This window comes from Bianquea renquensis, assembly GCF_014384895.1.
Taxonomy (GTDB): Bacteria; Bacillota; Clostridia; order Lachnospirales; family Bianqueaceae; genus Bianquea; species Bianquea renquensis.
Genome location: NZ_JACRSQ010000049.1, coordinates 1 through 12,717 on the forward strand (window position 1 = coordinate 1; position 12,717 = coordinate 12,717).

Consider the following 12,717-nt stretch of genomic DNA (forward strand, 5'->3'; position numbering starts at 1 on the left):
GACTACTACACCGCAAGGTGCGTTACCTGTTAAGTTGATTGAACCGCCGTGTACCGAACGGTACGCACGGTGGTGTGAGAGGTCGGTAGGCGAAATAATCGCCTACCTCCTACTCGATTGTCCTCTAGAGATGAGTTCGCGGAGGCAAGCTTATTTTTCAACCTACCCTCCTAATTGTATTATGATCCGAAGAAACAGACAGTGCAAAAGACATCTCCTGATGCAGAATAGAAACTGCATCAGGAGATGTTGTCATGCTAAGGAGATATGCGAAAGTAGATTGGCCCGTATCGTTTTCGTTTTGTATCTTCCGCCAAGGTAAATGGGTGTCCCTAGATTCAGTGTGCAGAAAATATCATGGTTTTTACAGAAAGTATCATGGACAGATTTGAAAAGATCGTATAAACTATGCACAAAGAAACGAGAAAGAAGTAGTCGTTTCTTGTAGAAAAATTTGGAGATCTTGAAGGAGGGGATTGTCCGTGGGAGCAACAGCGGCAAAACAGTATAAAATGCTGCCCGACACGGTACGGGAGAGGCGCCGGCAGCGCAGGGTCAGCTTCTATAGGCGCTGCAAAGAATATAGGCTGCTTCTGATTATGATGATACCAGCCATCCTATTTTTTATAATTTTTTCCTACATACCAATGTATGGCGTGACATTGGCATTCAAGGACTTTAAAATCACGGAAGGAATTTTGGGAAGCCCCTGGGCTGGATTGAAATATTTCCGTCAAGTTTTTTCTGATCCGTACTTTTACAAGACGATCCGCAACACCATTGTCATTAGCTTGTATAAGTTACTGTTCGGGTTTCCGGCTCCTATCGTATTCGCTTTGCTCATCAATGAGCTGGTGGGCCATCGCTATAAGAGGATCGTTCAGACAGTATCCTATCTTCCCCATTTTATGTCCTGGGTCGTGGTTGGAGGTATCTTCTCCTCTCTTTTATCCTTGGATGGACCTGTCAATTCCTTTTTGGCTGCCACCGGCATGGATAAAATCATGTTCATGGGTAATAAATCTGTATTCCGCGGCGTCCTTGTCGCCACAGATATTTGGAAAGGATTCGGGTGGGGATCGATTCTATATTTGGCGGCCATTGCGGGGGTGGACCAGGAGATGTATGAGGCCTCCCGAATTGACGGTGCTAATAAGTTTCAGAATGCATGGTACATTACCATACCTTCGATTCTACCGGTTATCTGTATCAATTTGATTTTAAGTCTGTCAGGAATTTTGAACGCGGGGTTTGATCAGATTTTTAATATGTACAGTGCCGTTGTCTACGAAGTGGCGGATATTATCGATACCTATGTCTATCGTCTAGGACTGGCCAATATGCAATATAGCCTCTCAACGGCAGTGGGTCTATTCAAATCGGTGGTTGGGCTTATCTTTATTTTAGCGGTAAATTCCATCATTCGTAGACTCGGTGGAAGGGAGAACTCGCTATGGTAAGTCGGTCGATTCCCAGGAGAAAGCGCATGATCCGGACCAAAGGGGAGCTTGCCTTTGACATCTTTAACGTTGTCTTAATGTTTTTAATTATTATCATAACACTGTATCCTTTCTGGTTTACCATCGTCTGCTCTTTCAGCAAAGTGGTCGCGGGAAACGGGATTACCCTCTGGCCAAAACAATTTTCTACCACCGCCTATTCTTTGCTTCTTGACTACGATTTAATCTGGATTACCTATCGCAATACCATTGTGCGCTGTATTGTCGGCACATCGCTCAGCGTATTTTTTACAGCTATGACGGCATATCCCCTGTCCAAACGGGAGATGCCCTTTCAAGGGGTGCTGACAAATTTTATTCTGATTACGATGCTGTTTGGTGGGGGCCTGATCCCGAGCTATATCCTCGTAAAAGATCTCCATATGCTGAATACCATATGGGCGCTTGTAATCCCCAATATGCTGGGGGCGTACAATATTTTCATTGTGCGAAATTTTTTTCGCTCCATCCCCTCCAGCCTGGAGGAGTCAGCCCGCATCGACGGTGCAAATTGGTTCTATATCTGGATCCGGATCGTTGTGCCTCTGGCAAAACCGGTTATCGCCACAATTGCGCTATGGAGTTTAGTGGGGCATTGGAATGCCTGGTTTGATGCCCTCATTTATATCCGGGAATCGACTAGGACTGTGGTGCAGGTGATCCTGCGTAAGATTACCATTGAGAACAGCTCAATGGACGTCAATGCCATTATGGCGAAAATGAGCAACAAGGACCAGAGTCCAGGTGGAGAGACGTTGGAAGCGGCTATCACAGTGATTACCATCGTGCCGATGCTGGTTATCTACCCGTTTCTACAGAAATATTTTGTCAAAGGGATTATGGTCGGTTCCATCAAAGGGTAATGCTGAAGAGCGAAAGACGTGCTTTTCATACAGTTTAATCATGATGAAGGAGGAAGAAGATGATGAAAAAGGTAGTATGTTTCGTGGTTGTAGGCGCTCTGCTGCTGTCAACCCTGATCGGCGGCTGCAAGAAGGCGGGGGAAGAGTCAAAACCCCATAGCAGTACGCCGGTGGCAAACAGCGGAGAGTCTTCGGAGAATCTACAGGATTCCTCGGGGGCCTCGACGGGAGAGAGGATGGTTCTCAAAATTCCAACCCATAACCCTGAAAAGATGAACGATCAGCAGGAGCTGAAAACAATCCTGGAAGATCGCTATGATGTAACCTTGGAATACTATGACTACCCGGACACAGAGGCGCTGAGTCTCCAGATCATGGGAGGCGATATTCCTGACACGATTCGAGATCAGTCTTTTGCGGACTACCACTCATACTGTGATCAAGGAATTCTGGCGGAATTGCCCATCGACCTGATTAAAGAAAATATGCCTCTTCTGGTGGAGTGGGTCGAAAAAAATGTCGGTGAAAAAATTTGGGATTATGTTGACCACAATGGGAAGAATTATTCCGTTCCCGGCCTCTGGTCTTTGGGTGCAAAAGGGTTTGTCGTTGCGTACCGCATGGATATGCTTCGGGATGTGGGGATCAATACCGTTCCAACCACCATTGATGAGATGGATGCGGCCCTTAGAGCTGTTAAGGAGGCAAAGGGTTTTGCTCCGTTTGTCGTAAACGTTGGTTCAGGAACCGAGAATCTGAGCTGTGTTCTGGGAGCCTACGGTGTCTACCTTGCCTACTATGAACAGGATGGACAGGTTGTCTTTGGCGGTGTGGAGCCGGGAGCTAAAGAGGCGCTGGAGACTTTGCACACCTGGTATGCTGATGGCCTGCTCGATCCTGAATTTATGACGAATAAGGGGGCCAACGTTAAGGAAAAGATGGCCCAGAATAAAGTATTGGTAACGCAAAATCGTTGGTATATGTTTATACCGCAAGATGCATTTTTTGACGGCTCAATGTATGATGTAGTTTCCCAGATCGAAGGCGGAGAGCTGGTCATTGCTGACGCGCCCAAAGGACCGAGGGGTGAGAGTGGGCTGACGCAGGAGAATCCTGTGACAGGCTCTGGACTTCTATTCGGTAAGCATATGGAAAATGAGCCGGAGAGATTAAAGCGTTATCTTCAAGTCTTCGATGACGGCTCCTTCACGGAGGAAGCATTGGATCTGACTTTCTGGGGAGTGGAAGGGACGACTTATACCTACGACGAGGCCACAGGGATGGAGTGGATTCCTCCATACGATGATGTGGAGAAGCGGGAAGAGTTCGGAATTGGGCTGTATCAACTGCCCGGTTGCTTCAATGATTACGACCTTCAGACCAAATACATGACGAAGCCTCAGTATTTGCAGCTGCGCCTGGATTCCGAGGAAAAAGGGACAGGCCTATATGACACATTGGTGCCCTTCAATCGCCCTGTTTTCAGCGAAAAGAGTGAAACTCTTGAAAGAATTGTCGATGATGCATATATTGATTTCATCACTGGCGCCCGCTCTCTCGATGAGTTTGACACTTTTGTGGAAGAGTGGAAATCGGCAGGAGGAACCGCTGTGCTGGAAGAGGGACAAGCCATCATCGACGCAACAAAGGATTGATATGATACATTGCATCCACAGCAGTAAACCTCTGGTTTACTGCTGTTTTCCAGGCGGAGCATCTTTATAAATCCAGGAGGAAGACATGGACAGGCAGGCATGGTTTGAAGGAAAGCGATGGGGATTTTTTACCCATTATCTGGCCGGTTTGGCGGGGGATGGGGATGGAAATACTATGGACGCGGAGGCGTGGAATACACAGGTCAATGGATTTAACGTCTCGAAGTTAGCAGGGCAATTAAAGGAATTCCAGCCGGATTATTTTTGTATCACCATTGGACAAAATTCAGGACATTATTTAGCGCCGAATCATACTTACGATGCGCTGACGGGAATTGTGCCAAGCAAATGTTCTCGGCGAGATCTGGTGGCAGAGCTTATAGAGGCGCTGGAGGGGAGTGGCATTGATCTTTTCCTCTACCTGCCATCGGGAGCTCCCTGTGCTGACGAGCAAGCGGTTCGGGCTTTGGAGTGGCAGGAAAATTCAAAGCTGCGGGATCATGTGGAGGCCCAGGATCGATTAGTCTCGTTTCAAAGAAAATGGGAAGCGATTATTCGAGAATGGTCTTTGCGTTGGGGCAAAAGTATCAAGGGTTGGTGGATTGATGGTTGCTATTCTCCAGATATTATGTATAATTTTAAAGAGGAACCTAATTTTAAAAGCTTAACGGACGCCATACGCGCTGGAAATCCGCAAGCGGTAGTGGCGCTGGCTGGCGGCACTAAATGTCCCTTTATTTTGCAGAGCCCGTATGATGACTATACAGCGGGGGAAGTTGGGTGGAGCCTACCTTTAGCCATTGACGGAAAAGCCGACATGGCCTATATGCAAGAAAAGTTGGGAGGAAAGAAGTTGCATGTGCTTTCCTTCCTGGGAGATGCATGGAGTCAGGGGGCTCCCAGGTTTCCAGTGGAACTGGCAGTAGGATATTCCAAGTATCTTTGGAGCAAAGACGGGATTATAACGTGGGATGCGCCTCTGAAATTGGACGGTGAAATTCCGGCGGAGTTCAGGGAACAACTAAAGGCCATAAGCCGGGCGGCGAAGGAGTCACGGTAAGCTTGAGGAGATGAAATGTTGAGCCGAAGGAGAAAACGCAAGAGTAGAACCAGAACGTTACGGCAGATCATTCTACGCTCCTGCCTTTTTCTCTTTATCCTTCCGCTATGTGTATTGTGGCCAGTTCTTCTCTATTCCTCCCACAGTGCGGTTATGAAAAATACAGCGCGAGACCAAACCAGCATTGTAGGGATGGTCAGCCAGATGTACGAAAAGGAATTTGCCAGGATGCGGCAGGAGATGAAGCAGATCGGGCTGGAATCCAATGTGCAAAAAATATTGAGGGAGCGGTATCTCAGTACGTATACCTCCCATACCTATAACGCCTATCGCGATATGGACCAATATATACGGTACCTTAACAATAGCGAGAATGGAATCGCCAATGTTATCCTTGTAGACAATGAGGGAGGCGTTTATTGTAATACCCTTGTTCCCAGCGATGTCAAACAAAATATTGCAGAGGAAGCGTGGTATCAGAGGGCGATGGACGCATCCGGCGGATGTGCCCTTGTCGGGGCATCTGTCAATTATGATAACGTCCCAGTTTTCATAGTCTCGCAGAGAATTGTCAATACGGGAAAACGGGAATTTATCGGAGTCATTTGTATCATGTACAAACTGGATGTTGTATTCGAGCCCATCTACAGTCAACTGAGTGATACTGCCAATCTCTCCATTTTTGACCAAAGCGGAAGGGAACTGTTTGCATGGGTGAACGACCCGCAGCAGAGAAAACTGGCAGAGGTCGCTGAAGAGGTTGCGATTGGAACCGCAGGTGGATATCATGAAGTCCGTGGCCAACAGATTGTTGTCGCAGCACCGCTGAATGCTGAGAAGACACAGGTTGCTATCAGTACGTCTGTGTCCGGGGTTATGACGACGCTGACTCAGCAGCAAATGGTGATTTTCCTGGGATTTTTGGGATGTCTGGTGTTGTTTCTAATTGTGATGGCATTTATCTATCGACGAATATCCCAGCCAATCAACAATATTGTTCGGATGATCAAGGAATCCCCGAAAGAGTCAGCTGTCCCCTGCACATGCTATGAGATGAAACAGATCAATGATGGAATCATTTCCTTAGTCAAGAAGAATCAGGAGGGGGATGAGCGAATTATCCAGCTTGTAGACCGCTGTGAAACCATGACTCTCGATAAGCTCCAGGCTCAGATAAATCCTCATTTTTTGTACAATACCTTGACTTCAATTAAATATACTGCCATTCAGTGCGGCCAGCCGCAGATCGGCCAGATGATCACGGCTCTTGTGAAGCTTTTGCGCAGCGCGATCAATCGGGATGGCGCCATCATACCCATTCGGCAGGAGATCGATACCTTGCGCCAATATATTTTTATCGAGAATGCGATCTATAACGGAAATATACAATTTATACTGGAGGTTCAGGATGCGATACTGGATGGCCGGGTTCCGAATTTTATACTACAGCCTCTGGTTGAGAATTGTATTTTTCATGGAATTGACTCTAGCAGGCCAGGAGGCGTTATCCAGGTTCGGGGATTTTTGCAAGAGAGCGCCGTCCTCTTTGAAGTACAGGACAATGGAGTTGGATTTGACCCGAATCAGATGCTGAAGATTCTCATGTCGGAACAGGAAAAATCAAAGCAGGGGCTTACGAATATGGGGATCCGCTCTGTCCAGACGAAGATCCATATGCTCTGTGGGCATGAATACGGAATCACAATTTTTTCCGATCAAGGAAAGGGGGCTTTATTTCGAATACGGCTTCCTTTCCCGGGGCCGGAGCTTAAGGAGAGAGAGACGTGACAGATATTTTGTTGGTCGACGATGAGCCGATGATATTGAACATTTTAAAAAAGACCATCCCCTGGAGCCAATATGATATGCAGATTGTGGGCTGTTGTAGCAATGGAGAACAGGCCCTTGAATTTTTGAAAACTCATAAGGTCTCTCTCGTGTTTACGGATATCAAAATGCCACACATGGATGGGTTAGAGCTGATCCGGCGCGTCCACAGCTTTCTACCGGATATTCGATTTGTCGTGCTTTCCTCCTACAGTGATTTTGTGTTGGTGAAAGAGAGTTTTCAACATGGTGTGACTGACTATATTTTAAAAATTGATCTGGATGATGATAGCGTCATGGACCCTCTTCTAAAGAAGATGCAGCACATGTGTAGAGAGCCGAGAAATGCGTATAGACAGGAGCAGGGCACCACCGATTGGATGTGGGAGATTCGCGGTGAGGGAAATCAGCGCTGGCTTCGCTATCTCCAAATTCAAATCACAGTCTATGACAGAATTTTGTGGGTAAGCGAACTACTGTTTTCTTTACAAAAAAAAGGATCTCCCCTCGTCTTTCGGCGCGACGAAAGGGAGATTGCGGTACTACTCTATGGTGACACAAAAGAAGGCATGGAAGAAAATTGCTATGCGGTTGTAAAAGCCTGTACCGGAGAAGAAGCGCCCTGTAAGATTTGTGTGGGGATGAGCGAGTTGAGAGAAGGGACACTTCACTCGGAGCTCCGGCATCAAGCCCAAGAGGCGTTGGAGAGAAAATTTTATCTTCCTGAGAAGCAGGTTTTTTCCTATGAGCTGACGGACCAAACATCCTATGAGGAAGCAGTGAATTCGTGTTGCGATACAGTGCGGTCTGGGCAAGTTTTTTCCTACACGGAGATACAGGCGAAGGTAAATCAATGTTTCCATAAGGCGGCAGATTGCTTTATTCGTAAAGAAAGGGTATGTGATGATTTTGTTCGAATATATCAGCAAATTAAGAGGGCACTTCCCTATGAGAGAGAGTCTCCAACGGGGGAATGGGAAGATGGAATACGCCAGAGTGAATGCTTCTCGGAGCTGCTGGATATTTGCCGGGGACTATTAGCGGGACTTTACGTGGAAATCGCCGACGGGGGAGGCGTTTTATTGGATAATGCGATCCTAGCGTATATCGAATCGCATTCCCATAAAATGAATTTTATGATCCAGGATGTCGCCCAGCATTTCGGTATCAGTACCCGGAAAGTTTCGAATTCTATCTACAAATCAACAGGTCTTTATTTTAAACAGTATCTGAATATTGTTCGGATCGAAAAAGCCAGGACCCTGCTTTTGACCACAGACCGTAAGGTAGTGGCTATCGCGGAGATGGTCGGATATCTCAGCGTGGAACATTTTTCTAGAAGCTTTGCCCAAGCGATGGGCGTATCCCCATCTACCTATGCTAAAATCCATGGCACGGGGAGGTTGGCTGGCAAGGACTGAACCTGACAGCGGCACTTATTTTCGGTGCTCTGCGCAGCATTCTCGGATTAGCTCCACATAGCGGCGAACTTTGTGATAATCGCTGTGGATCTGATATACGTCGCGCTGTACAATTTCCAGCGTGCATCCCTGAGCGGATCGGACAGTTTTCTGAAAATGTTGCCGCACTGCCTCTTCGTCTAAAGAGGCGCCAACGCCAATCAGGTTAGGGGTTGGTTTTCGCAGATACACGATTTTTTGCCCGCGCAGCTGCTCCCCCATGTAATCCTCGTTGCACCAGGGAGAGATGGATACCCGTCCCATGTTTTTCATATGGCGAAGGTTTTTCTCCCAGATAGGGTCCACCGCCTCACAGCAGCCATAGGACAACCGTCCGTACAGGTCTGTAATTTTTTTGTAGTAGGGGAAGATGAATTCGTGATACATGTCGGGAGAGAGACCGGAGGTTTCCTGTGAGTCTATGTAGCCCCATACATCCTTGAGGGTGTAGTGTTCCTTATCCTTCGGCAATTGGTCCGTAAAGCAGTAGCTGCCCTGTGCCACCCGCTCTTCGGCAACCGTTGAGCGCAGACAGTCTTCCTGTTCCAACAGCTGGAAATAGGCAATGTAGTCATCTGCCAGCTGGTTCATCATCTGATGAAAGAGTTCGGGATAGTCGTACATGGACATATACATCGTCTCCATACTCATGATATGGACGATGCTTTGTGTGCCGCTGGCGTACAGTGCGCTGCCCTTTATTTTGGCAGGAAGAATATCGCCCAGCAGGTCGTTGTAGTACGCCATCTTCGCGTCAACTTCCCGCTTGTTGACAATGCCATAGTCGGATTTTTGGAGTTTGTGGAAATCTTGTTCCAGATCGTGAATCTGTTCTACGAAGTGGTGGCCCAATGAGCCTCCGTCGGAGGAGGCATGCTCTATCTCCACCGGAAGATTGAAGGGCTGGAAATAGCCGCCGTAAGAGAAACCGATGTAGTCGTTGACAACAGTATCGTCGCAAAATAGGGTGTGATTCACTATATTGGAGAGCAGAAGTTTTTCAATCGCCTGCGCCTCCTCGCTCTCACACTCCATCAACGGTGGCAGGATATCCTGCCGGAAAGTGCCAAGCTCTATGGTAATCATGGGACGGCTGTCCGCGTCAAACCGCCCATGCTTTTTCCAGTCCCTGACGATCTGTTCCATTTTGGGGCTATGGGCAATCTCAAGCTGTTGTTTTGCCAGATCACGCAATCGTGACCGTTCTTTTTGTGTTATGCTCATGGGTCTTCTTCCTTTCCTTTTTTCTTAGTATACCGCAGATTCTATCAATGGTAAATCTGCCATATTGCTTGATTGATACACAATCTTGCGGTATAATGATGGAAAAAGAGGTGATGGGGTGAACAAGACAGGAGAGCAGCCGGTCAAGCGTTCTTTTGCGGGCCGAAAGCCGTCGGCAAGCGGGCGTGGTGTCCTGAGGGCGGGATACATTCAGGGGGATCCGGAGCATCAGATTAAACGGGCGGGAATCGATGAGTCCATCTTGATCTACTGTATTGCGGGCAAAGGGTATGTGGTCATCGAGGGCGATGAACAGGACCGGTTGACGGTGGACGCAGGGCAGGCGGTGCTTATACCGCGGAATACGCCCCATGAGTATTTTGCTGATCCGAAAAATCCTTGGGAGATCTACTGGTTCCATTACCGGAGATTGTTGGAGAAAGAAGATGAGGAGGCGTTTGAGCGGAAGGCCGCCGTCTATCAGCCGGGGATTTCGCCGGAGCTGATCGCTAAATTTCAGCAGATGTTCACCGCAATGGAGGATTATTTTGATGCGCGGGGACATATCAGGGTATGCGCTCTCGCACAGCTGATTCTGTGCGATTTGCTGGACCAGCAGCAGGAGGGAGGCGCTATGCTGATGCTAAAACAGTATCTTGATGAGAACTACCGGCAGAATGTAACATTGGATGAACTGGCTGAGTTGATCGGACTGTCCAAATTTCATTTGAGCCGGTCCTTTAAACAATATACCGGTTTTGCGCCAAAGCAATATGTGAATCGAGTGCGAATTACAAAAGCCTGCCATCTCCTGTCCAGTACAGAGTTGAGTGTTGCACAGGTCAGCGAGAAGATGGGATATCACTCCCCTTTTTATTTTTCTGAACAGTTTAAGAATATAATTGGGTATTCGCCTTCTGAGTACCGCAAAATGAGTCGGAAATTTTAAGAGCCCGGTATACATGTTGGCAACAGATATACCGGGTTCTCTTTACATTCTAGATAGAATTTTCATCGTATCTTTTAACTGCTCATAGGTAGCACGATATACACTGTAGTACTGATCATAGATTGCGTGGTGTTCCGGATTGGGCATGATCTTTTCATCGAGAACCTGCCATTTTTTTACGTCTTCGTAGGTGAGAAGCCCTACGCCAATGCCGGCTAACATGACATCGCCCATGTTGGCCTCCACGTCATGGATGGGGCATACGATGGGATAGCCAGTCACGTCAGCGAAGATTTGACGCCATATCTTGGATTTTGTGACACCACCCGCTAACAAGATATATTCACCCAAATTTTCGCCGGTGCTTTCCATGGCATGCCGTAGACTGTAGGCCACGGCTTCCAGGAAGGCGCGGTACACATGGGCGCGAGTGTGGGTTAAGGACAAGCCCACGATTGTACCTTTTGCATCGGAATCCCAGACAGGACTCCGCTCGCCCATAAAATAGGGGAGTACAATGAGTCCATTACTGCCAGGTGCAATGTCCGCGGCTTCTTGATCTAAAACGAAATAGGCGTTGGCGCCGCCCTCCTGTTCAGCCTGCCAAAGTTCCTTGGCAAAAGTATTGCGGAACCATTTTACAATAGCGCCGGAGGTCGCTCCGCCGGCAAAATAGTAGGACAGTTTTTTTGCGTTATACAGATAGGGCCAGACGATGAGCCCGTCACCTTTGACCGGTTTATCCGAGATCAGGGCGGCGCACATAGAGGTTCCAATGGCGGCGGCGTAGACACCGGGCTCCAGCACGCCCAGTCCGATGTTGGCCGCGCCGCAGTCAATGCCGCCCGCGCAGACGGGCATCCCTTCGCACAGGCCCAGCTCAGCGGCCGCCTCTTTCGTAAGCCCGCCTACGATATCTGTCGATTCTACGATGGTTTGTGGCATCATGGACAGTGGAATTCCCATGGCATTCAACAACTCTTCCGACCAGGTCCTTGTGTTCATATCAAAGATTCCACCGATATTGCCTGCGGAGGAGTAATCGATGGCGACGTTGCCGGTGAGTTTATAGATGACGTAGTCATTGGGAGGTAGAAATAGTTTTATTTTCGCCCAATTTTCTGGCTCATGGTTTTTAATCCACAATATTTTTGTATATCCATAATAGGGGTCAGCACCGTTGTGGGTGATGGACAGCAGCTTCTCCTCTCCGATATGGTCCAGAGCCCATTGCTTTTCCTCTTCAGCGCGGCGGTCCATCCAGATTAGACAGGGGCGAACCGGGTTCATATTTTCATCGAGTGGGATTCCAGAGCCTCCATATAAGCCGCTAATGGCAAGCCCCTTGATATCCTGGGGAGCGACGCCGGATTTGGCGACAGTGTTTTGAATTGAGGTTTTCGTTGCCTCTAACCAGGTTTCCGGCCATTGTTCCGCCCACAGCGGTTTAAGTGTGATCACATCATATTCTTGTAGATCCTGCGAGATGAGATTTCCCTTTATATCCATGAGGATAGTTTTAGTTCCGGATGTTCCAATATCGGTGCCTAACAAATACTCCATGTGCTGATTCTCCTTTGCGCATTTAGTCTGCAGATTGTCTGCGGTAATCTATTTAAAGACAAGGGCTATTTTAAGGCTGTACTTTCCGATTTACGGAAAACAGTTTGATCTTCCTGCCACTCGCCTTTAAATTTCCATGTGATGGAGCTGTTCGAACGGTATATAATGTCAGTATTATTGTCACGATCTTGGGGCATTGAATCATTAGTATATGCTCGAGCACGAAGGTATCTTTATGACCAGATTTCTGAAACTACCGTGACTTCAAAAGCACACATGAAACTTTGAAGGAAGGAGTCGCTTTTTAATGCAGGCTTTATCTTATTATATATGGGGATTCACAAAATTGCAAGCTAATAAAATGAGGATAATAAAAAAAGCCTAACCGGCTGATGTGTGAAGTGGGGACGCACCTCTTTTTGTGTAGGGAAGCCCCTTGGTTTGGGTTGTCTTGCTCCGTCCCTCTTTTCCCTTTACAGCACGAGGTATTGCAGGATTATGTTGTGGATTCTCACCATGTCCACCCCTCCGTCCTCCTCGTCCCGCGTCACCAGCAGGTTCCTCCCTTCCTCGATCCCCGCTCGACGGTACGCCTCCTCCTTCTCCTTCCACCTCTC

At 47.8% G+C, this 12,717-nt stretch carries 9 protein-coding genes; 7 read left to right on the top strand and 2 right to left on the bottom strand.

Annotated elements, in window-relative coordinates:
- Positions 1–482: 482 nt before the first annotated feature.
- The 6 genes from H8730_RS16505 to H8730_RS16530 all read left to right on the top strand — a co-directional run bounded on the left by H8730_RS16505 (position 483) and on the right by H8730_RS16530 (position 8,325).
- The gene (locus H8730_RS16505) at positions 483–1,460 is read left to right on the top strand and encodes an ABC transporter permease (protein WP_249290209.1); all 978 of its coding nucleotides are present in this window, start codon (positions 483–485) and stop codon (positions 1,458–1,460) included.
- Between the two features lie 26 nt (positions 1,461–1,486).
- Positions 1,487–2,362: a carbohydrate ABC transporter permease gene (locus H8730_RS16510; RefSeq protein ID WP_177720254.1), complete on the top strand. Its 876-nt coding sequence runs from the start codon at positions 1,487–1,489 to the stop codon at positions 2,360–2,362.
- 59 nt (positions 2,363–2,421) lie between these two features.
- Positions 2,422–4,017 (top strand): extracellular solute-binding protein, encoded by a 1,596-nt coding sequence (locus H8730_RS16515; RefSeq protein ID WP_177720253.1) that lies wholly within the window; start codon positions 2,422–2,424, stop codon positions 4,015–4,017.
- A gap of 85 nt (positions 4,018–4,102) precedes the next feature.
- Complete coding sequence (locus H8730_RS16520) at positions 4,103–5,077, top strand: hypothetical protein (RefSeq protein ID WP_177720252.1); 975 nt, start codon at positions 4,103–4,105, stop codon at positions 5,075–5,077.
- A 192-nt stretch (positions 5,078–5,269) separates the two neighbouring features.
- On the top strand, positions 5,270–6,865 hold the full coding sequence (locus tag H8730_RS16525) for a cache domain-containing sensor histidine kinase (RefSeq protein ID WP_488153851.1): 1,596 nt from the start codon (positions 5,270–5,272) through the stop codon (positions 6,863–6,865).
- On the top strand, positions 6,862–8,325 hold the full coding sequence (locus tag H8730_RS16530) for a response regulator (protein ID WP_177720250.1): 1,464 nt from the start codon (positions 6,862–6,864) through the stop codon (positions 8,323–8,325). The genes H8730_RS16525 and H8730_RS16530 overlap by 4 nt, the downstream gene beginning before the upstream one ends.
- A gap of 15 nt (positions 8,326–8,340) precedes the next feature.
- On the opposite strand, the gene H8730_RS16535 is transcribed toward H8730_RS16530, so the two are convergent.
- Positions 8,341–9,588 carry a uroporphyrinogen decarboxylase/cobalamine-independent methonine synthase family protein gene (locus H8730_RS16535; protein WP_177720249.1) on the bottom strand — a complete coding sequence of 416 codons (1,248 nt, stop codon included), beginning with the start codon at positions 9,586–9,588 and terminating at the stop codon, positions 8,341–8,343.
- Between the two features lie 118 nt (positions 9,589–9,706).
- Here H8730_RS16535 and H8730_RS16540 point away from each other — a divergent pair, with 118 nt between their 5' ends.
- Positions 9,707–10,537: an AraC family transcriptional regulator gene (locus H8730_RS16540; RefSeq protein ID WP_177720248.1), complete on the top strand. Its 831-nt coding sequence runs from the start codon at positions 9,707–9,709 to the stop codon at positions 10,535–10,537.
- Between the two features lie 42 nt (positions 10,538–10,579).
- On the opposite strand, the gene H8730_RS16545 is transcribed toward H8730_RS16540, so the two are convergent.
- Positions 10,580–12,100, bottom strand: coding sequence for an FGGY-family carbohydrate kinase (locus H8730_RS16545; protein ID WP_177720247.1), 1,521 nt, complete (start codon positions 12,098–12,100; stop codon positions 10,580–10,582).
- Between the last annotated feature and the right edge of the window lie 617 nt (positions 12,101–12,717).